This is a genomic window from Streptomyces sp. NPDC059875, assembly GCF_042731085.1.
Lineage (GTDB): Bacteria > Actinomycetota > Actinomycetes > Streptomycetales > Streptomycetaceae > Streptomyces.
In genome coordinates this window covers 190,258-208,844 of the sequence record NZ_JBHWJZ010000005.1, presented here as the reverse complement: position 1 = coordinate 208,844, position 18,587 = coordinate 190,258, and the positions used below count along the sequence as shown (strand labels likewise).

18 protein-coding genes are annotated in these 18,587 nt (G+C 72.3%); 7 read left to right on the top strand and 11 right to left on the bottom strand.

Features of this window, described 5'->3' with window-relative positions:
- Nucleotides 1–81: 81 nt before the first annotated feature.
- From ACFV9D_RS08525 to ACFV9D_RS08515, 3 genes are all read left to right on the top strand, one after another.
- Nucleotides 82–903 (top strand): EI24 domain-containing protein, encoded by an 822-nt coding sequence (locus ACFV9D_RS08525; RefSeq protein WP_385142899.1) that lies wholly within the window; start codon nucleotides 82–84, stop codon nucleotides 901–903.
- 90 nt (nucleotides 904–993) lie between these two features.
- Nucleotides 994–1,203 carry a helix-turn-helix domain-containing protein gene (locus ACFV9D_RS08520; RefSeq protein ID WP_315894318.1) on the top strand — a complete coding sequence of 70 codons (210 nt, stop codon included), beginning with the start codon at nucleotides 994–996 and terminating at the stop codon, nucleotides 1,201–1,203.
- A complete protein-coding gene (locus ACFV9D_RS08515) occupies nucleotides 1,203–1,754 on the top strand; it encodes a Clp protease N-terminal domain-containing protein (protein ID WP_385142896.1) in 552 nt (183 codons plus the stop codon). Before ACFV9D_RS08520 ends, ACFV9D_RS08515 begins: the two co-directional genes overlap by 1 nt.
- Nucleotides 1,755–1,758: 4 nt before the next feature.
- Here the strand turns inward: ACFV9D_RS08515 and ACFV9D_RS08510 are convergent, their stop codons facing one another.
- From ACFV9D_RS08510 to ACFV9D_RS08500, 3 genes are all read right to left on the bottom strand, one after another.
- Nucleotides 1,759–2,499 (bottom strand): carbon-nitrogen hydrolase family protein, encoded by a 741-nt coding sequence (locus tag ACFV9D_RS08510; protein ID WP_385142894.1) that lies wholly within the window; start codon nucleotides 2,497–2,499, stop codon nucleotides 1,759–1,761.
- Nucleotides 2,500–2,510: 11 nt separating this feature from the next.
- Nucleotides 2,511–3,761 (bottom strand): pyroglutamyl peptidase, encoded by a 1,251-nt coding sequence (locus tag ACFV9D_RS08505; RefSeq protein WP_385143214.1) that lies wholly within the window; start codon nucleotides 3,759–3,761, stop codon nucleotides 2,511–2,513.
- A 78-nt stretch (nucleotides 3,762–3,839) separates the two neighbouring features.
- Nucleotides 3,840–4,409 (bottom strand): TetR/AcrR family transcriptional regulator, encoded by a 570-nt coding sequence (locus ACFV9D_RS08500; protein WP_385142892.1) that lies wholly within the window; start codon nucleotides 4,407–4,409, stop codon nucleotides 3,840–3,842.
- Between the two features lie 117 nt (nucleotides 4,410–4,526).
- Between ACFV9D_RS08500 and ACFV9D_RS08495 the strand changes: the two genes are divergently transcribed.
- On the top strand, nucleotides 4,527–7,001 hold the full coding sequence (locus tag ACFV9D_RS08495; RefSeq protein ID WP_385142889.1) for a glycoside hydrolase family 3 protein: 2,475 nt from the start codon (nucleotides 4,527–4,529) through the stop codon (nucleotides 6,999–7,001).
- 60 nt (nucleotides 7,002–7,061) lie between these two features.
- Here the strand turns inward: ACFV9D_RS08495 and ACFV9D_RS08490 are convergent, their stop codons facing one another.
- The gene (locus ACFV9D_RS08490) at nucleotides 7,062–7,994 is read right to left on the bottom strand and encodes an aldose epimerase family protein (protein WP_385142886.1); all 933 of its coding nucleotides are present in this window, start codon (nucleotides 7,992–7,994) and stop codon (nucleotides 7,062–7,064) included.
- A gap of 11 nt (nucleotides 7,995–8,005) precedes the next feature.
- Nucleotides 8,006–8,905, bottom strand: a complete 900-nt coding sequence (locus ACFV9D_RS08485) for an SGNH/GDSL hydrolase family protein (RefSeq protein WP_385142883.1) — start codon at nucleotides 8,903–8,905, stop codon at nucleotides 8,006–8,008.
- Between the two features lie 271 nt (nucleotides 8,906–9,176).
- On the opposite strand from ACFV9D_RS08485, the gene ACFV9D_RS08480 reads away from it, so the two are divergent.
- Complete coding sequence (locus tag ACFV9D_RS08480; protein WP_137989482.1) at nucleotides 9,177–9,671, top strand: DUF3145 domain-containing protein; 495 nt, start codon at nucleotides 9,177–9,179, stop codon at nucleotides 9,669–9,671.
- A 49-nt stretch (nucleotides 9,672–9,720) separates the two neighbouring features.
- Nucleotides 9,721–11,334, top strand: a complete 1,614-nt coding sequence (locus tag ACFV9D_RS08475) for a PQQ-binding-like beta-propeller repeat protein (RefSeq protein WP_385142880.1) — start codon at nucleotides 9,721–9,723, stop codon at nucleotides 11,332–11,334.
- 239 nt (nucleotides 11,335–11,573) lie between these two features.
- Here the strand turns inward: ACFV9D_RS08475 and fabF are convergent, their stop codons facing one another.
- The 5 genes from fabF to fasR all read right to left on the bottom strand — a co-directional run bounded on the left by fabF (nucleotide 11,574) and on the right by fasR (nucleotide 16,497).
- Entirely contained in the window at nucleotides 11,574–12,836 is a 1,263-nt protein-coding gene (fabF, locus tag ACFV9D_RS08470) for a beta-ketoacyl-ACP synthase II (protein ID WP_385142877.1), read from the bottom strand.
- A 79-nt stretch (nucleotides 12,837–12,915) separates the two neighbouring features.
- Nucleotides 12,916–13,164, bottom strand: coding sequence for an acyl carrier protein (locus ACFV9D_RS08465; RefSeq protein ID WP_385142874.1), 249 nt, complete (start codon nucleotides 13,162–13,164; stop codon nucleotides 12,916–12,918).
- Nucleotides 13,165–13,221: 57 nt separating this feature from the next.
- A complete protein-coding gene (locus ACFV9D_RS08460; protein ID WP_385142872.1) occupies nucleotides 13,222–14,292 on the bottom strand; it encodes a ketoacyl-ACP synthase III in 1,071 nt (356 codons plus the stop codon).
- 16 nt (nucleotides 14,293–14,308) lie between these two features.
- Complete coding sequence (locus tag ACFV9D_RS08455) at nucleotides 14,309–15,226, bottom strand: ACP S-malonyltransferase (protein WP_385142870.1); 918 nt, start codon at nucleotides 15,224–15,226, stop codon at nucleotides 14,309–14,311.
- An 89-nt stretch (nucleotides 15,227–15,315) separates the two neighbouring features.
- Nucleotides 15,316–16,497: a fatty acid biosynthesis transcriptional regulator FasR gene (gene fasR / locus ACFV9D_RS08450; RefSeq protein WP_385142867.1), complete on the bottom strand. Its 1,182-nt coding sequence runs from the start codon at nucleotides 16,495–16,497 to the stop codon at nucleotides 15,316–15,318.
- A 104-nt stretch (nucleotides 16,498–16,601) separates the two neighbouring features.
- On the opposite strand from fasR, the gene ACFV9D_RS08445 reads away from it, so the two are divergent.
- Nucleotides 16,602–17,258 (top strand): pirin family protein, encoded by a 657-nt coding sequence (locus ACFV9D_RS08445; protein ID WP_385142864.1) that lies wholly within the window; start codon nucleotides 16,602–16,604, stop codon nucleotides 17,256–17,258.
- Nucleotides 17,259–17,372: 114 nt separating this feature from the next.
- Here the strand turns inward: ACFV9D_RS08445 and ACFV9D_RS08440 are convergent, their stop codons facing one another.
- The gene (locus tag ACFV9D_RS08440) at nucleotides 17,373–18,566 is read right to left on the bottom strand and encodes an Ig-like domain-containing protein (RefSeq protein WP_385142861.1); all 1,194 of its coding nucleotides are present in this window, start codon (nucleotides 18,564–18,566) and stop codon (nucleotides 17,373–17,375) included.
- Nucleotides 18,567–18,587: the final 21 nt, after the last annotated feature.

The following is an 18,587-nucleotide window of genomic DNA, read 5'->3' as shown; positions in this document are numbered from 1 at the left end:
GTGATCAGTACGCAGGGGTCTACCCTGTCGTGCCCCCGACAACAAGAGGGCCTCCGGTGGGGGCCCGATAGGGTGATCCCCATGCGTGATTTCGGGGCCGGTTTCGGTTATCTGGTACAGGGTCAGAAGTGGGTGGGCCGACACGGCCGGTGGTTCGGGTTCGGGCTGCTGCCGGGGCTCGTGACCCTCGTGCTGTACGTCGGCGCGCTCGTCGGCCTCGGATACGGCGCCGACGACCTGACGGCCTGGGCGACCCCCTTCGCCGACGACTGGACCTCCCCCTGGCAGGGGCTCTTCCGTGGCGCCCTGACCGCCCTCGTCTTCGCCTTCGGGCTCTTCCTCGCGGTCATCACCTTCACCGCCGTGACCCTGCTCGTCGGCCAGCCCTTCTACGAGTCGCTGTCCGAGCAGGTCGACCGCACCGAGGGCGGCGAGGTCCCCGAGTCGGGCCTGCCGCTCTGGCGCGAGTTGTGGATCTCGGCGCGCGACAGCCTCAAGGTCGTGCTGCGGGTCGCGTTCTACGGTGTGCTGCTCTTCGCCTGCGGCTTCATCCCCGTCGTCGGCCAGACCGTCGTCCCGGTGATCGGCTTCTGCGTCTCCGGCTTCTTCCTCGCCGAGGAGCTGACCGCCGTCGCCCTTCAGCGCCGCAGGGTCGAACTGAAGGACCGTCTGCGCATGCTGCGCGGCCGCCGCATGCTGACCCTGGGCTTCGGCGTCCCTCTGACCCTGTCGTTCCTGGTGCCGTTCGTGGCCGTGTTCCTGATGCCGGGCGCGGTCGCGGGCGCGACGCTGATGGCCAGGGAGCTGACGGGCGAGGCCCGCACGGGCGAGGACGAGGGGGAGTCCCAGGACCCCGCCCCGACAGGCGTACCGATGTCGAAGGCCCCCTACCGGGGCGTCTAGCAGCGCCCGCCTCACCGGCCCGCCGCCGCTCACACCCTCCGCGTGTCAATCAAGGTTGACACGCGGAGGGTGTCAACGTAGGTTGACATCATGACCGATGCAACCGATCTGGCCGCACGGGCGGGGGATCGCGATCCCCGCGTCGGCCTGCGCGCCGTCTCCGCCCTGAGGCGGCTCCTCGAACAGCTGGAAGCCGTCCAGGTGCGCAGCGCCCGCGCCCAGGGCTGGTCGTGGCAGGAGATCGCGGCGGAGCTGGGCGTGAGCCGCCAGGCCGTGCACAAGAAGTACGGGAGGCATTGATGTTCGAGCGCTTCACGAAGGACGCCCGGACGGTGGTGACCGGCGCGGTGGGCCAGGCCCAGCGCCAAGGTGCCCCCGTGGTCACCGAGGAGCATCTGCTGCTCGCGCTGCTCGAAGCGGAGGGCACCAAGGCCGCCTTCGCGCTGCGAGCCCTGGGTGCGGCGGACCGCCGCACCTCGCTGGAGGAGGCCCTCGCCGACGCCCGGCGCCGGGCCGGCCTGTCGAAGGCCGACACGGAGGCACTGGCCGGGCTCGGCATCGACGTGCCGGAGATCGTCGCCCGTGTCGAGGAGGCCCACGGGCCGGGCGCGCTCGCCGACGACCGCGAGGAGCGCGGTCGTCGCTCCGGAAGGCCGTCCTTCACGCGCGAGGCCAAGAGCGTTCTGGAGCGGTCCTTGCGGATCTGCCTCGGCCGTCGCGAGAAGGCGATCGGCGACGAACACCTGCTGCTGGCCCTGACGGCCCGTCCGGGTGTCGTCGCCGAGACCCTGGCCGACCACGGCATCACCTACGCGGCGGTGGAACGGACCCTCGGCCAGGGCCTGTCCTAGCGCCCTACCGGCGCTCAGCCCCCGTCCGGCCGGCGACCTCGGCCAGGACGAAACCCTCGCCCTCCGGGCCCGCGTCGGCGATCCGCTCGCCGTCCGGGCCCCAGGCTCCCGCGGCGCCGCAGGCCACGCCGTCCTCGTTCGGTCCGAGCGCGTTGCCGAGCACCACGTACAGACCGAAGTCCCGGGCCCGTACCGGATACACCTTCTCGAACGAGTCGTTGTCGGCGGCCAGGACCGAACTCGCGAGATAGACCGCGCAGCCGTCGGCGGCGGCCCGCTCCGCGAGTTCCGGGAAGCGGTTGTCGTAGCAGGTGGCGGTCGCGAACCGCACGCCGTCGAGTACGAAGCGGCCGTCGGCGGTGCCCGGCGCGAAGACCTCCGCCTCGACGCCGTACAGATGCTGCTTGTCGTAGCGGGTGAGCAGCGCGCCCTCCGGCCCGATCACCAGCGAGGCGATACCGGGCCGCCCCTGCGCCGCCGTACCCGCCGGCCCGTTGACGACGGCCGCCGCGCCGACCGCGCGGCAGGCCTCCCGGAGGGGCTCGAGGCGCTCGTCCTCCTCGGAGAGCACGAGAGCGGGGGTGTCCCTGATCAGGCTCGGCTCGTAGCCGGTCAGACAGAGCTCGGCGAAGACGACCAGCCGGGCGCCCTCGGCGCCCGCCGCCCTGATCAGCCGGGCGATGGTACGGACGTTGGCGTCGATGTCCCCGGCGACCGGGGCGAACTGCGCTGCTGCGACGATCATGACCGCCATCATCACCCGTTCCCGGCGGGCTGGGAAGCGGCGACGGCGATGACCGCCCTGACCTGGGCGATGATGTCCAGCCGGTTGCGTACGAACTCCGGGTCCGTGATCGCGCCCGTCGCCGGGTCCGTGTTGCCCGCGCCGAACTCCAGGACCGGGGTGTGGACATGGCCGCCGGGCAGCTCCCGTAGGCCGAGCCGGTCGCGCAGCAGGGTCGCGCGGTAGGCGATCTCGTTGGAGAGATAGTTCCCGCCGCCGCCCGAACGGGCCGTGGAGCCCGGTGTCGGCCCGTCCGGGCGGGCCACGGGAGCGCTCGCCCCGGCCGGGATCTCGGTCACCGCCGTGTTGTCGTACACCGGGAAGCGCCCGGTGCTCGCGGCGACGATCGCGCGGTACGGGAGGGTGGTCGCGGTCCACTGGGGCTGCGTGGCCGCGTCGGCGACCGGGACGGTCTCCGTGCGCGAGAGGTTCTGGTTGTCGGGGAAGCCTCCGCGCCAGGCCCCGTTGAACCGTTCGATGTCGAAGCGGCCGATCCGGCCCTGGCTGACCGTGGTGAAGAGATCCACCTTCGGCAGCTGGCCCCGCAGGGTCCGCTCGACGGTGCCGTCGGCGAAGTCCTGCCAGCGGACGGGGAAGACGGCGGTCTCGATCCGGGCGAGGCTTCCGTCCGCCGTGCGGATCCAGGTGCCGTCCAGGGCGAGAGCCGTGGCCCCGGAGGGGTTGCTGATGCGGACGTCCCGGTCGAGCGTGAACGGGTCGAAGCCGGTCATGAGGATCCGCTTCACGCCCTTGCCGGACGTACCGGCCGGGAAGCGGATCGAGTCCTGGCCGCGCGAGGAGCGTTCGAGCCGGTCGAGCAGCCGGGTCCGCTGCGCCTCGTCGAGCGGGAACTCGGCCTGCCATCCGCGCAGTTCGCGGGTCATGGCGAGCCGTGCCCAGTACAGCGGCCGGTCGTCGTCCCGGCTCAGGTCGCCCCGTACGCGACGCTCCTGCGCCCGGTCCACCGCGTCCCGCCAGAGCCGCTCCCCATGCCGTACGACCGCGCGCTCGGCCTCCTCGTACGACGCGGCGCCCGCGAGCGCCCTGGCGAACTCCGGTGCCATGGAGTCGAATCCGCCGCGCCGCAGGATCTCCTGGGGCACGGCACGGTCGAGTCGGGCCTCCTCGACCGTGCCGCCGGCGGCGGAGGCGGGAGGCGTCGCCACGACGAGCGTGGCGGTGATCAGCGCGAGACCGAGCGAGGCATGACGTATCCGGGACAGCACAGGCGAGCCCTCCGTCGGGTCGGGAACCGGCCCGCGCAGTATCCCGCCCCACCTGTAACTTCCGCTACGGCGCCCTCACTTGTCGCCCCCGTACAGCAGGCGCAGGAAGTCCCGGAAGGCCCCCGGCATGTCCACCGCCGTCGGGTCGAGCAGCCACTGGTACTGCAGTCCGTCCATCACGGCCGTCAGGATCGGCGCCGCCCGCTCCGGGGTCAGCCCGGACGGCAGACGCTCGCCGAACTCCAGCCGCAGCACGTTCGCCATCTCGGCGCGGACCTGGGCGTACCGCTCGGTGAAGAACTCCCGCGCCGGGTGGCCGTCGGTCACGCTCTCGCCGAGCAGCGCCGAGAAGGTCTGCACGATCCCCGGCCGCATCGCGTTGTACTCGACGAGCGAGTCGATCAGATCGAGCCGCCAGCCCTCGCGCGACCCCGCCCCGCTCGTGTCCCACTTGTCGCGCTCCGCGAGAACGGCGACGAGCAGGGTCTCCTTGGTCGGGAAGTAGTGCAGCAGACCCTGCTGCGTCAGCCCGACCCGCTCGGCGACGGCGCCGAGGGAGGCGCCCCGGTAGCCGCGCTCGGCGATCACCTCGAGGGCCGCGCGCAGGATGTCCGCGCGCCGCTCCTCGCTCCTGGCCCGCACCATCGCCGTGGCCCCCTTCCGTGGTTCCTGTCGAACGGTCCTTGACGAGAGGACCGTACGTCATGGCTTGAATAACGAAGAGGTAACGTAACCTACCGATCTACAGGTTCACAGTCCACCATGGCGCCAACAGCACTTCAACGAGGAGGCACGGCCGTGGCGGAGAACAGTGCGGAGACCGTTCGAGAGCAGGTCGTCGAGGCGGCGCTCGGCAAGCTCGACCTGGACGCCAAGACCCGGCTCCTCGCCGGCCAGGACATGTGGTCGCTCCCGGCCCTGCCCGAGATCGGGCTGAAGTCCCTGGTCATGTCCGACGGCCCGATCGGTGTCCGGGGCGTCCGCTGGACCGCCGACGACCCCTCCATCGCACTGCCGTCCCCGACCGCGCTCGCCGCCGCCTGGGACCCCGCCCTCGCCCGCCGCGCCGGCCGGCTCCTGGCCCAGGAGGCCCGCCGCAAGGGCGTCCACGTCCTCCTCGCACCCACCGTCAACCTGCACCGCTCGCCGCTCGGCGGCCGCCACTTCGAGGCGTACAGCGAGGACCCGTACCTGACCGGCGAGATCGGCACCGGCTACGTCCAGGGCGTCCAGGACGGCGGCGTCGGCACCACGGTCAAGCACTTCGTCGCCAACGACGCCGAGACCGACCGCTTCACCGTCGACAACAAGGTCGCCGCGCGCCCGCTGCGCGAGCTCTACCTCGCGCCCTTCGAGGCCATCGTCAAGAACGCCCACCCCTGGGGCATCATGACCGCCTACAACCAGGTCAACGGCGTGACCATGACCGAGCACCGCCACCTCGTCAACGAGGTCCTGCGCGGCGAGTGGGGCTTCGACGGCTACAACGTCTCCGACTGGATGGCCGCCCGCTCCACCAAGGGCGACATCGAGGGCGGCCTCGACGTCGCCATGCCCGGCCCGCAGACCGTGTACGGCGAGGCGCTCGCAGCCGCCGTCCGCGCCGGTGAGGTGGAGGAGGCGGCCGTCGACGCGGCCGTGCGGAACGTGCTGCGGCTCGCCGCCCGCGTCGGCGCCCTCGAAGGCGCCCCGCCGGTCGTCACCGAACCCCCCGCCGCGATCGACGGGGACGCGCTCGCCCGCGAGATCGCCCACCGCGGCTTCGTCCTCGTACGGAACGAGAACGCGGCCCTGCCGCTGAACGCGAACGCCACCGTCGCCCTCTCCGGCGCAGCCGCCCGCGACGCCCGGGTCCTCGGCGGCGGCTCCGCCCAGGTCTTCCCCGACCACACCGTCTCCCCGCTCGACGGCCTCGTCGCCGCCCTGCCCGAAGGCGCCCTCACCTTCTCCATCGGCGCCGACCCCAGCGACGAACTCGCCCCCGCCGAGCAGGGGTTCACCCTCCGCGCGGTCTGCCGCGGCGCCGACGGCACCGTCCTCGGCGAGGGCACCCTGCCCAACGGCCAGGTCCAGTGGATCGGCGACGACCTCCCGGCCGGCGTCACCCACGAGACCCTGCACTCCATCGAGATCACCGGTACCTTCACCCCGCGCGAGTCCGGCGAGCACTCCTTCGGCACCCGCGGTCTCGGCGCCTTCACCCTCACCGTCGCGGGCGAGACCGTCTTCGACGGCGTGCAGACGATGGGCCCGGAGACCGACCCCTTCGAGGCGTTCTTCGGCGCGCCCGTCGAGCGCGCCAAGGTCGCCCTCACCGCGGGCGAGACCGTCGAGGTGTCGCTGCTCCACCCGCTGGACAAGGAGTTCGCGGCCCCGCTCCCGGCCGTCATGTTCTCCTTCGTCCACCTCGGGCCGCGGCGTGACCCCGACGAACTGATCGCCGAAGCCGTCGAGGCCGCCCGCGCCGCCGACACCGCCGTCGTGGTCGTTGCCACCACCGAGCGCGTCGAGTCCGAGGGCTTCGACCGCAGGGACCTCGCTCTGCCCGGCCGTCAGGACGAACTCGTCCGGGCCGTGGCCGCCGCCAACTCGAACACGGTCGTCGTCGTCAACGCCGGTTCCCCGGTCGAGATGCCCTGGCGCGAGGACGTCGCCGCGATCCTGCTCAGCTGGTTCCCCGGCCAGGAGGGCGGCGCCGCGCTCGCCGACGTCCTCACCGGCGCCGCCGAGCCCGGCGGCCGGCTCCCCACCACCTGGCCCGTCGCCCTCGCCGACGTCCCCGTCACCGAGGTCACCCCGACCGACGGCGAACTCGCCTACACCGAGGGCGTGTTCATCGGCTACCGCGCCTGGGACAAGGCCGGCGCCACCCCGGCGTACGCCTTCGGTCACGGCCTCGGCTACACCACATGGGTCTACGACTCCCTGGAGGTCACCCCGACGACGGCGAAGGTCCGGATCACCAACACCGGTACCCGCACCGGCCGCGAGGTCGTCCAGATCTACCTGGCGCCGACGGAGGACGGCGTGGAGCGCCCGGCGCGCTGGCTGGCCGGCTTCGGATCGGTCGAGGCGGGTGCCGGCGAGTCCGTCGAGGTCGAGATCGCGCTGCCGCGCCGCGCCTTCGAGATCTGGGACGAGGAGAAGAACGACTGGGCCTTCGCCCCCGGTACGTACGGGGTCAGGGCCGCGCACTCGCTCACCGATGCGCGCCTCACCGCCACCCTGGAGCTCTGACCTCCCATGACGAGCCCCGGGGCGGAACCTGACAGCCGCCCCGGGGCTTCAGTACGCCGTTCAGCGTGTCCCGAAGCGGTAGACCGTGGTGGACGTGTACACCTCGCCCGGCCGCAGGACCGTCGACGGGAACTCCGGCCGGTTCGGCGAGTCGGGGAAGGCCTGCGTCTCCAGCGCGACCCCGCCCAGCTCCGGGTTCGCGTACACCTGCAGCCCCGGTTCGGTCGTCACCACGGTCACCGTCCGGCCGGTCTCCGGCGCGTACAGCTCGGCGGCGTCCGAACCCCGGCCGACCAGCACGAAGTTGTGGTCGAGGAAGACATCGAGCGGACGCCCGGCGCGGAAGTCCAGCTCCGTCCCCGCGACCTCGGCGAACGCCCCGGTCGGGATGCCCGTCCCGTCGGTCGGCGTGTACCGCCCGGCGGCGATCCGCAGCTCGTGCGCGCCGCCGCCCAGATCCCAGTACGAGTGGTTCGTGAGCGCGACCACGGTCGGAGCGTCCGTCTCCGCCCGGTAGCCGATCCGCAGCGCCCCTTCGGCGTCGAGCGTGTACGTCACCGAGACCGCCAGGCGGCCGGGGAAGCCCTCCTCGCCGTCCGGGCTCACCCGGGACAGCCGTACCCCGGACGCGACCTCCTCCGCGTCCCACACCCGCTTGTCGAAGCCGCGCTCCCCACCGTGCAGACAGTTCGGCCCGCCGTTGCGCGCGAGCCGGTACGTCGTGCCGTCCAGGGTGAAGGACCCGTCCGCGATCCGGTTGGCGTAACGCCCCACCAGCGCACCGAAGTACGGCTCCGGACACTTCAGGTACCCCTCCAGATCGGGGAAACCGAGGACCACTGCGCCCGGGACACCGTCCCGGTCCGGCGTCTCGACCGACTGCACGATGCCTCCGTACGTCAGCACCCGTACCCGCACGGCGCCGCGCTGGAGGGTCCAGCGCGTGACGTCCGTACCGTCGACCGAACCGAAGGGCTCACTCGTGATCCTCATGATCCGGAACCCTACGCGGGCGGCTCCGGAGCCGTCACCTGCCGATGCGCGATCTCCGCGAGCCGCGCCTGCCCGTCCTTGCTCGGGTGGAACCAGTCCCACGGGCTGAGCTGCCCGCCACCGAACCGGAAGCCGAACACCGCACCGCCGTCGTACCGGCAGCGCTGGTCCTTCGCGCAGACCTCCCGCAGGACCGCGTTGTACGCCACCACCCGATCCCGCACCAGCGTCCGGCGCCGCTCGGCCGGCGCGCTCAGATCCTCCGCGTCGGCCAGCATCGAGGCGCAGATCCCCAGCTTCCAGACCTGGCGACCCATCGGACTGTCCTTGCCCTGCGACCACAGCCGCTTCAGATCCGGCACGCTCGACACGTACACCTGCGCCTTCGGCGCGGTCGCCCGCAGTCGGGCCAGCGCCGTCTCGAAGTCCGTGCGGAACTCCTCGACCGGAGTCATCAGTTCGGCGCTGTCCCGGCAGGCGTCGTTCGCGCCCATCATCACCGTCACCAGCTCGGGCTTCTCGGCGGCGGCCCGGGCCATCTGCTCCGGGAGCTCCGCCATCCGCGCCCCGGTGCGGGCCAGGTTCCAGCTGCGCTCCGCCACTCCGTCCGCGCCGATCAGCCGCAGGGCCAGGCTGTTGACCCCCGTGTCGGTGCCGGTCGCCCAGGAGACCTCGGGGCAGTCCGCGAGGATCGAGCAGGCGTCGAAGGCGCGGGTGATGGAGTCGCCGACGGCCGCGACGGAGGCGGGGGAGCGGTCCCAGACGGGCGTGGGCTTCGGCGTCGGCCGCGGCTTCGGCGGCGCGGTCGCCTCGGAGCCGGCCGCCTCACACCCCGTCAGAGTGCCCGCGCACAGCAGCAGCGCGGCCGCCGCGGAGGCGACCGTGGTACGGAATCGTCGTCTGCCGCGCATGCCTCGGCCCCTCCTCCGGCGTCCGTTCGGCGTCCTGGCGAGTGAAAGCTTGGTGTCCACCGGCCCCCGGACCGACCGTACGTCACCCCAAGGGCGGTGCGGCACGGTAGCTTTTCCCCCGTCGAACCAGAGGCACCTTTGCCAACCGGCTCCGGTAAATTACATCACGTCACATGCTGTCCCCTTTTCGGGGGTTTGCGAAGTTTCACTCCCGATGCTGTTTACTGAGGCCGCTGGGAAAGGCGAACCTCGTCCCACACTGGAGGTCCCGGTGACGACACGTGGAGTTCTGTACGTTCACTCCGCACCGCGCGCGCTGTGCCCGCACGTCGAATGGGCGGTCGCGGGTGTCCTCGGTGCGAGAGTCCAGCTCGACTGGATCCGCCAGCCGGCGTCCCCCGGCACCTGGAGAGCCGAGTTCTCCTGGCAGGGCGAGACCGGCACCGCCTCCAAACTCGCCTCCGCGCTGCGCGGCTGGCAGATGCTCCGCTTCGAGGTCACCGCGGAACCCTGCCCGACCGCCGAGGGCGAGCGCTACAGCGCCACGCCGGAGCTGGGCATCTTCCACGCCGTGACCGGTATGCACGGCGACATCCTGATCCCGGAGGACCGCCTGCGCGCCGCGCTGGCCCGCTCGGTACGCGGCGAGACGGAGCTCGAGGCGGAGATCGCCAAGCTCCTGGGCAAGCCCTGGGACGACGAACTGGAACCCTTCCGCTACGCCGGCGAGGGCGCTCCGGTGCGCTGGCTGCACCAGGTCGTCTAGATTCCCGGCCGGGGCCCGCAGCGTGCGGGGCCCGGGGGGAGTGTGCGTGATGAGCGGACGTTCGGCGGCCTCGACGGCCGCCGTTCTGCTGTCCGGCGCCGCCTTCGGGGCGGCGGCGGTGCTGTTCGCGGGGGTGCTCGGCTGGGACGTCGCGGGGGGCGCGGTGTGGCCGCCGCTGCTCGCGGCCGGGGCCCTGACGGCGGCGGGCGCGGCAGGACTGGCGCGGGTGCGCCGGGGGAGGCCGGTGCCGGGAGCCGGGGACGCCGGCGAGGCGGTCGTGGAGGACGCGATCCCCGGGAGCCGGAGGGAATCCAGGCCACGCGTGACGGCCGCAGGTGCCCTGGGCCTGAAGGCGTGGGGCCCGGTCGGGCCCGGGAACGAGGTGCGGCTCGCACCGGACACCGCCGCAGGGGACGGGGCCGCCCTGGGCCCGAACAGCGGGCGTCGCAGGCCGCGGGGCGCCGTCGTCCTGCTCGCCGTCGCCGTCGCCGTCTGCTTCGGGCTCGTGGCCGGGCTGTGGGGCGTCCGGCCGGGCGGCGAGGGCGACGAAACCGAGGGGCGCCCGGAGCCGAGGGCCGTCTGGAAGGTCCCGGCGGCCGGCGACCGGTACGACGAGGGCCCCGGCGCCTGGGGCCTGGGGGACACCGTCGTCCAGGCACGGCTCGACGGACTCCATGCGTACGACGTCCGCGACGGCGCGGTGCGCTGGAGCCTTCCGGCACCGGCCCGCGAGGCGGTGTGCGCGATGTCCCCGGACGGGGAGGGGAACGTCGGACTCATCGCGTACGCAGGACACGAGAAGCCCTGTGCGACGCTCGTCGCCGTCCACACCTCCACGGGGAAGGAGCTGTGGAAGCGGCCTCTGACGGGCACGGGGCTCGTCCAGGGCGCGCTCGCCGTGGGCGGCTCCACAGCCGTCACCGCGGAGGAGGGCGCCGTGCGGGGCCGCTCCGCCGAGTCCGGCGAGCAGCGCTGGCAGCGGATGCTGGGCCAGGGCTGCGAGGCCCGGGCGGTGGACGCGACCGCCGCCCGCGCGCTCCTCGTCGAACAGTGCGGCAACGGCGCCCGGCTCGTCGCCCTGGACACCCGTACCGGCAAGGAGCAGTGGACCCGGGCACTGCCCGTCGAGTCGGGGACAGCGGCCTTCGTGGTGTCGGTGGCGCCCGTGGTCGTCGCCGTCCACGAGGCCGACAAGCGCGGCACGCACGCGCTGCTCGGCTTCGACGACCGCGGAGCCCCCACGGTGACCGTGCCGATGGCCGGACCGACCGGGCAACTCCTCGCGGGGAGCGCGGGGGATCGCCCGCTGATCCTCGGCGACCTGCTGGTCACGAAGGTCGAGACGAGCTCGTCGGTCTCCGAGAAGGTGGCCGCGCACTCCCTGAAGGACGGCAGGAAGGTGTGGGAGTACACCTCCGACAGGGCGCTCATCTACGCGCTCGCCCGGCAGCCGGACGGCGGCCTCGGCGTACTCGTCGAAGCGGACGTGGCACGGATCGTGCTGCTCGATCCCGCCACCGGAGCCGAACGCGGCGAGGTCGCCCCGGAGAACGGGGGCGGCACCCTGTCGATCGAACCCGAGCTGATCCCGGTCACCGGCGGCCACGTCGTCGTCAATCACCTGTCGATGAGCGGCGAACCAGCCGTCTTCGCCCTCCACTGACCCCGAACACGGCGAAGGCCCACCCCCGACCGGGGGTGGGCCCTCGCCGTGTGACTGCGGATCAGACCGTGCGGAACGCCAGCACCACGTTGTGGCCGCCGAAGCCGAACGAGTTGGCCCCTTCCGCGTGCGCCCCTCGCACCGCTTCGCGGGCTTCGGGACGCTGTGCCGGACTCCGTCCGGCGGACGTGGCAGAGGCCCACCCCCAGCCGGGAGTGGGCCTCACACGTGACTGCAGGTCAGACCGTGCGGAACGCCAGCACCACGTTGTGGCCGCCGAAGCCGAACGAGTTGTTGATCGCGGCGATCGTGCCCTGCGGCAGCTCGCGGGGCTCGTCGCGGACGATGTCCGCGTCGACGTCCGGGTCCAGGTCGTCGACGTTGATCGTCGGCGGGGCCAGCCGGTGGTGGAGCGCCAGGACCGTCGCGACGGTCTCGATGCCGCCCGCGCCGCCCAGGAGGTGACCCGTCATCGACTTCGTCGCGGAGATCGCGACATGGTCCAGGTCCTCGCCCAGCACCTTCCGCAGCGCCTTGATCTCGGCGATGTCGCCCTGCGGCGTCGACGTGGCGTGCGCGTTGAGGTGGACGACCTCCGACGGCTTGAGGTCCGTCGAGTCCAGCAGGTTCTGCATCGCGGCGGCGATGCCCCGGCCGGTCGGCTCGGGCTGCGCGATGTGGTGGCTGTCGGCCGACAGGCCCTGGCCGAGCACCTCGCAGTAGATGCGGGCGCCGCGCGCCTTCGCGTGCTCCTCGGACTCGAGGATCACCACGCCCGCGCCCTCGCCGAGCACGAAGCCGTCACGGCCGGTGTCGTACGGACGCGAGGCCTTCGTCGGCTCGTCGTTGTTCTTGGACATCGCCATCATGTTGGCGAAGGCCGCGATCGGCAGCGGGTGGATCGCCGCCTCGGTGCCGCCGGCCACGACCACGTCGGCACGACCCGTACGGATCATCTCGACGGCGTAGCCGATCGCCTCGGCACCCGACGCACACGCCGAGACCGGGGTGTGCACGCCCGCCCGGGCGTTCACCTCCAGGCCGACGTTGGCGGAGGGGCTGTTCGGCATGAGCATGGGCACGGTGTGCGGGGACACGCGGCGAACGCCCTTGTCCTTCAGCACGTCGTACTGGTCGAGCAGAGTCGTTACGCCGCCGATGCCGGAAGCGATGACGGAGCCGAGCCGCTCGGGCACGATGCTCTCGTCCTCGCCGGCCGGGGCGGAGTAGCCCGCGTCGGCCCACGCCTCACGGGCCGCGATCAGCGCGAACTGCGCCGAGCGGTCCAGCTTGCGGGCGAGCGGGCGGGGCAGAACGTCACCCGGGTCGACCGCGGCGAGCGCCGCGATCTGGACGGGCAGTTCGGCGAAGCGTTCGCCCTCGAGGGGCTTGACGCCGGAGCGTCCCGCGATCAGACCTTCCCAGGTCGATGCGGAGTCGCCACCCAGCGGTGTGGTTGCGCCGATACCGGTGACGACCACGGTGCGATTGGTCGAGTTCACAGGAATTCTTTCTCCACGTGTGTGATGGTCGAAAAACGGCGCCACCGCCGGGTGGCTGACCGAGTCAGCAGGGGCCGAATCAGCCCTGGTGCTTCAGGATGTAGTCGGTCGCGTCGCCGACCGTCTTGAGGTTCTTGACGTCCTCGTCCGGGATCTTGACGTCGAAGCGCTCTTCGGCGGCGACGACGACCTCGACCATGGACAGCGAGTCGACGTCCAGGTCGTCGGTGAAGGACTTGTCCGTCTGGACGTCCTCGACCGGGATGCCGGCGATCTCGTTCACGATGTCGGCGAGACCGGCGACGATCTCTTCCTGGGTGGCGGCCATGGTGGCGCTCCTTCTGTGATGTGCTGTGGAAAAGGGCTTCCCGAAGATCCGGGGTGCCTAGGGGAGGGTAACGACCGTCGCGGCGTAGACGAGACCCGCCCCGAAGCCGATGACGAGCGCGGTGTCGCCGCTCTTCGCCTTCCCGGTCGCCAGGAGCCGCTCCATCGCGAGCGGGATCGAGGCGGCCGAGGTGTTGCCGGTGGTCTCGACGTCACGGGCGACCGTCACGTGCTCCGGCAGCTTCAGAGTCTTCACCATCGAATCGATGATCCGCATGTTCGCCTGGTGCGGGATGAAGACATCCAGGTCGTCCGCCGTGATTCCGGCGGCGTCCAGCGCCTGCTGGGCGACCTTCGCCATCTCGAAGACGGCCCAGCGGAAGACCGCCTGGCCCTCCTGCGTGATGGCCGGGAACTTGATCTCGCCCTGCTCGTTGAGGGGGAGCTTCGAGACGTCGCCGGTGGGGGTCCCCCCTGCTCGAGCGAAGTCGAGAGCTTGGGGGAGGAACTCGTTCCACGGCACGGTCTGCTTGATCGTCTCGGACTTGTCACCCTCCGAACCCCAGACCGAGGGGCCGATGTGCGGCTCGTCGGAGGGGCCGACGACGACCGCGCCGGCGCCGTCGCCGAACAGGAAGGCCGTCGCGCGGTCCTCCAGGTCGGTCAGGTCGCTCAGCCGCTCGACGCCGATCACGAGGACGTACTCGGCCGAACCCTCGACGATCATGCCCTTGGCGAGGGTCAGGCCGTAGCCGAAGCCCGCGCAGCCGGCGGAGATGTCGAACGCGGCCGGCTTGCCGGCGCCGATCTTGTCGGCGATCTCGGTGGCGACGGCCGGGGTCTGCTTGAAGTGCGAGACCGTGGAGACGATCACGGCGCCGATCTGCTCCGGGGCGATCCCGGCGTCCGCGATGGCCTTGCCGGAGGCCTCGACCGACATCGCGGTCACGGTCTCCTCGGCGGAGGCCCAGTGGCGGGTGGAGATGCCGGAGCGCGAGCGGATCCACTCGTCGGACGAGTCGATCTTCTCGAGGATCACCTCGTTGGGCACGACCCGGGTGGGGCGGTAGCCGCCGACACCCATGATCCGTGCGTACGGGGCGCCCTTGCTGGGCTTGATCTTCGACATGCTCTACGGCTCCTTCTCAGGCTGCTGCGTGCTCGGCGACGAGCGTGCGGGCCGCGTCGAGGTCGTCGGGGGTCTTCAGGGCGACGGTGGGAACGCCCGGCAGGGCGCGCTTGGCGAGACCGGTCAGGGTGCCACCGGGGCACACCTCGATCAGCGCGGTCGCGCCCAGCTCCTTGAAGGTCTCCATGCACAGGTCCCAGCGGACCGGGTTGGCGACCTGGCCGACGAGGCGCGCGACGACGTCCGCGCCCTCCGTGACGACCTGTCCGTCCTTGTTGGAGACGTAGCGCACCGCAGGGGCGGCCACCGTCAGCTCCTTCGCGGCGGCCTCCAGCTTCGCCACCGCGGGCGCCATGTGGTGCGTGTGGAAAGCGCCGGCGACCTTCAGCGGGACGACGCGGCGGACACCCTCGGGCTTGTCCGCCTCCAGAGCGGCCAGCTGCTCCAGGGTGCCGGCGGCCACGATCTGGCCGGCGCCGTTGACGTTCGCCGGGGTCAGGCCGAGCTTCTTCAGATGCTCGACGGTCACCTCCGGGTCGCCGCCGAGGAGCGCGGACATGCCGGTCTCGGTGATCGCGGCGGCCTCGGCCATCGCCAGACCACGCGTCCGTACGAGACGCAGCGCGGCGGTGTCGTCGAGGACGCCGGCGAACGCGGCGGCGGTGAACTCGCCGACGCTGTGACCGGCGACGGCGCCGGGGGCGACCTCACCGAGCGCGGCGGCGGACAGCAGTCCGGCGGCCACGAGGAGCGGCTGGGCCACGGCGGTGTCACGGATCTCGTCCGCGTCCGCCTTCGTGCCGTAGTGGGCGAGGTCGAGCCCGATGGCGTCGGACCAGGCCGCGAGGCGGTCGGCGGCACCGGGGAGTTCGAGCCAGGGAGTCAGGAAGCCGGGCGTCTGGGCGCCTTGGCCGGGAGCGACGAGTACGAGCACCCTCACACTCTCTCTTGGGGACGGCTCTCGGCGCCCGTGGGGACTAGGACGAAGAACCGTCAGGGGAATTGTTGGTGTTCGACAAAAGTCTAGGACTGCGAATCTCCGTCGGCCAAGCGCCCCAGGATCAGGGCGATCCGCAGCGTGAAGGCCGAGCGAACATCGGAGGGTGACCAGCCGGTGACGTCTGTCACACGTCGAAGCCGGTAGCGCACGGTGTTCGGGTGGACGAAGAGCATCCGCGCCGCGCCTTCCAGGCTGCTCGCCTGTTCCAGGTAGACACTCAGAGTTTCCAGAAGCGCCGAGCCCGCTTCTTCCAGTGGTCTGTAGATCTCCTCCACCAGCTGCTCGCGGGCCGAAGGGTCGGATGCGATGGCGCGCTCCGGCAGCAGATCGTCGGCGAGGACCGGGCGCGGGGCGTCCTGCCAGGCCGAACACGCCTTGAGCCCGGCGGCGGCGGCCTGCGCGGAGCGGGTCGCGGCGAGCAGGTCGGGGACCACGGGTCCTGCGACGACCGGCCCGGCGGCGTACGGCCCGATCAGGGCTTTCGCGACCGCGAGGGGGTTGTCGTTGCCGCCGGCGATGACGACGAGCCGGTCGCCGAGGACGCCGGTGAGGACCTGGAGCTTGGCGTGCCGGGCGGCGCGGCGGATGGCCTCGACGGTCAGCTCGCTGTCGCCGTCGGGGGCGGTGCCGAGGACGACGCAGACGTGCTCGGGGGAGTTCCAGCCGAGGGCGGCGGCGCGGGAGACGGCACCCTCGTCGGCCTCGCCGGAGAGGACCGCGTTGACCACGAGCGACTCGAGCCGGGCGTCCCAGGCGCCGCGGGCCTCGGCGGCCTGGGCGTAGACCTGGGCGGTCGCGAAGGCGATCTCGCGGGCGTAGACGAGGAGGGCCTCGCGGAGGATGGACTCGTCGCCGGGGGCGGCGACCTCCTCGATCGCCGCCTCCATGACCTCGATGGTGGTGCGGACCATCTCGACGGTCTGGCGCAGGGTGATGGCGCGGGTCAGCTCGCGGGGCGCCGTGCCGAAGACGTCCGTGGAGATGGCCTGCGGGGTCTCCGGGTGCCGGAACCACTCGGTGAACGCGGCGATACCGGCCTGGGCGACCAGACCGATCCACGACCGGTTCTCGGGCGGCATCGCCCGGTACCACGGCAGCGTCTCGTCCATACGGGCAATGGCGTTGGCGGCGAGCCGCCCGGAGGACTGTTCGAGGCGCTTCAGGGTGGCGGAGTGCGGGTGAGCGGCGTTCGCGGGTTCAGACACGGACTAAGGGTGCCTCATCGGGGCACGTATCCGCGGCCCGGGGCTGTGGGCGTCCGTTCCACCCAGCGGGACGCACGCCCACCACGGTGGCTACGGTGGGGCCCGTGATTCGTATCCAGCGCGCCGGCGAGCGCTATCCCGGGGGTGACCCCGGTGCCGGGATCGAGACCCGTCACGCGTTCTCGTTCGGCGCGCACTACGACCCCGACAACCTCCGCTTCGGTGCGATCCTCGCCTGCAACGAGGAGCGGCTCGCGCCCGGCGCCGGGTTCGCCGAGCATCCGCACAGTCACACCGAGATCGTCACCTGGGTCGTCGAGGGCGAGCTGACCCACCGCGACTCGGCCGGTCACACGACCGTCGTCCGCGCCGGGGACGTCCAGCGGCTCAGCTCGGCGGCGGGCGTCCGGCACGAGGAGCGCAACGACGGCGACGTGCCGCTGGTCTTCGTCCAGATGTGGCTCGCGCCGCTGGAGCCGGGCGGCGACCCCTCGTACGAGATCGTGCGCGGCATCGCCGACTCCACCCCGTACGCGCTCCCGGAGGCGGCCTCGATGCTGCACGTCCGCCGCCTGGAGTCGGGCGAGCGCACCGCCGTCCCGGACGCGGACTGCGTCTACGCCCACATGGTGCGCGGCACGGCCCGCCTGGCCGGCGAGGAACTGTCCGCGGGCGACGCGGCCCGCGTGACCGAGGCGCGAGACCTCGCGGTCCTGGCCACGTCGGACGCGGAGATCCTGCTCTGGGAGATGCGGGCCTGACGGCGGGCGACCCCCCGCCGCCCGGAGCCGGCTCCGCCCGTGACGGGCCTACGGCCTCCCCCGGGGCCCCGCACGCTCGGGGCGGCCGTGCCCACCGCCCGCGTCGCGCTCGCGTCAGCGGCCCACCGCGCTCTTCGCGCGCCACTGCTCCCAGCTCACGTTCCACGCGCCGTAGCCGTTCCCCTCCGCCACCGTGCCCTTCGTGTCCGCGCCGCGGATCTCGAAGGGGTCGCCCGGGCGGACCTGGGCGTAGAACCACGTGGCGTCGGCCTCGCTCATGCCGATGCAGCCGGAGCTGCGGTTCGCGCGGCCGAAGTACGCCGCGTTCCACGGCGCCGCGTGCGCGTACATGCCCGACCAGGTCAGCCGCATCGAGAAGTTGACCATCTTGTCGTACGCGTCCCCGAGCCCGACCGTCTCCGAGTTCATGTTGATCGTGCCCTCCTTCGCCATCAGCACCGCCGTGCCCCGCCACGACCGCTTGTCGCCGCCGGGGGTGCCGCCCGACACGGGGATCGTGCGCACCGCGCGCCCGTCCCGCTCCAGCACGAGCCGCTTGCGGTCCAGGTCGACCTTCACGACCTGCGTCGCGGCGCCGACCGTGAAGCCCGTGCGGTAGTCCCGTACGAACCATCCCCCGCCCGAATCCGTCCCGTTGAGCGTCGCGTCGAGCGTGACCTTCGTACCCGGCTTCCAGTACTCCTTCGGCCGCCAGTCCACCCGGTCGTTGCCCGACCAGTCCTTCAGCCAGCCCCAGGACCCGACCGTGCCGTTCGACGTCGTCACCTTGAGCTGCTTCTCCACCTCCGCCTTGTTCGTCACCGGCCGGTCGAAGACGATCGAGAGCGGCTGCCCGACCCCGACCGTGGTGTCCTTCCCGGGAGCCAGCGTCAGCTTGTTGACCACCGAGGCCTCCGCCGTCGAGAACGTCGACCGCGTCGTCGTCTCCTTCCCTCCGGCGGTACGGGTCGTCGCCTCCACGCGGTACGAGGTGCCCGGCGCCGCCTTGCGGTCCGAGACCCAGGACGTCCCGTCGGCCCCGGTACGGCCCGCCAGCGCACCGCCGTCCGCGTCGACGACCTTCACCGTCGTCAGCGTGCCGCCCGTGGCGTTCACCGTCACGACCCGGCCCGCCGAAGGGCTCACGACGGTCACCTTCGCCGGGTCCTCGGCCTGCTTGGCGTCACCGGCCGGACCGGCCGGGCCGGCGTCCCGGGCCGCGCCCACCGCCCCCGTCGAACAGGCGGTGAGCGAGCCGCAGAGGGCGACGGCCGCGAGCGTCTGGCGTATTCGGGTGCGTACGGGCATCACGGAGGCCTCCGGAAAAGG

Excerpts from the sequence above, each read along its gene's own strand:
- ACFV9D_RS08520 (WP_315894318.1), top strand. The coding sequence starts at position 994 with ATGACCGATGCAACCGATCTGGCCGCACGGGCGGGGGATCGCGATCCC.
- ACFV9D_RS08490 (WP_385142886.1), bottom strand. The coding sequence starts at position 7,994 with ATGAGGATCACGAGTGAGCCCTTCGGTTCGGTCGACGGTACGGACGTC.
- ACFV9D_RS08475 (WP_385142880.1), top strand. The coding sequence starts at position 9,721 with ATGAGCGGACGTTCGGCGGCCTCGACGGCCGCCGTTCTGCTGTCCGGC.
- ACFV9D_RS08510 (WP_385142894.1), bottom strand. The coding sequence starts at position 2,499 with ATGATCGTCGCAGCAGCGCAGTTCGCCCCGGTCGCCGGGGACATCGAC.
- ACFV9D_RS08495 (WP_385142889.1), top strand. The coding sequence starts at position 4,527 with ATGGCGCCAACAGCACTTCAACGAGGAGGCACGGCCGTGGCGGAGAAC.
- ACFV9D_RS08525 (WP_385142899.1), top strand. The coding sequence starts at position 82 with ATGCGTGATTTCGGGGCCGGTTTCGGTTATCTGGTACAGGGTCAGAAG.
- ACFV9D_RS08440 (WP_385142861.1), bottom strand. The coding sequence starts at position 18,566 with ATGCCCGTACGCACCCGAATACGCCAGACGCTCGCGGCCGTCGCCCTC.
- ACFV9D_RS08485 (WP_385142883.1), bottom strand. The coding sequence starts at position 8,905 with ATGCGCGGCAGACGACGATTCCGTACCACGGTCGCCTCCGCGGCGGCC.
- ACFV9D_RS08465 (WP_385142874.1), bottom strand. The coding sequence starts at position 13,164 with ATGGCCGCCACCCAGGAAGAGATCGTCGCCGGTCTCGCCGACATCGTG.
- ACFV9D_RS08500 (WP_385142892.1), bottom strand. The coding sequence starts at position 4,409 with ATGGTGCGGGCCAGGAGCGAGGAGCGGCGCGCGGACATCCTGCGCGCG.
- ACFV9D_RS08515 (WP_385142896.1), top strand. The coding sequence starts at position 1,203 with ATGTTCGAGCGCTTCACGAAGGACGCCCGGACGGTGGTGACCGGCGCG.
- ACFV9D_RS08460 (WP_385142872.1), bottom strand. The coding sequence starts at position 14,292 with ATGTCGAAGATCAAGCCCAGCAAGGGCGCCCCGTACGCACGGATCATG.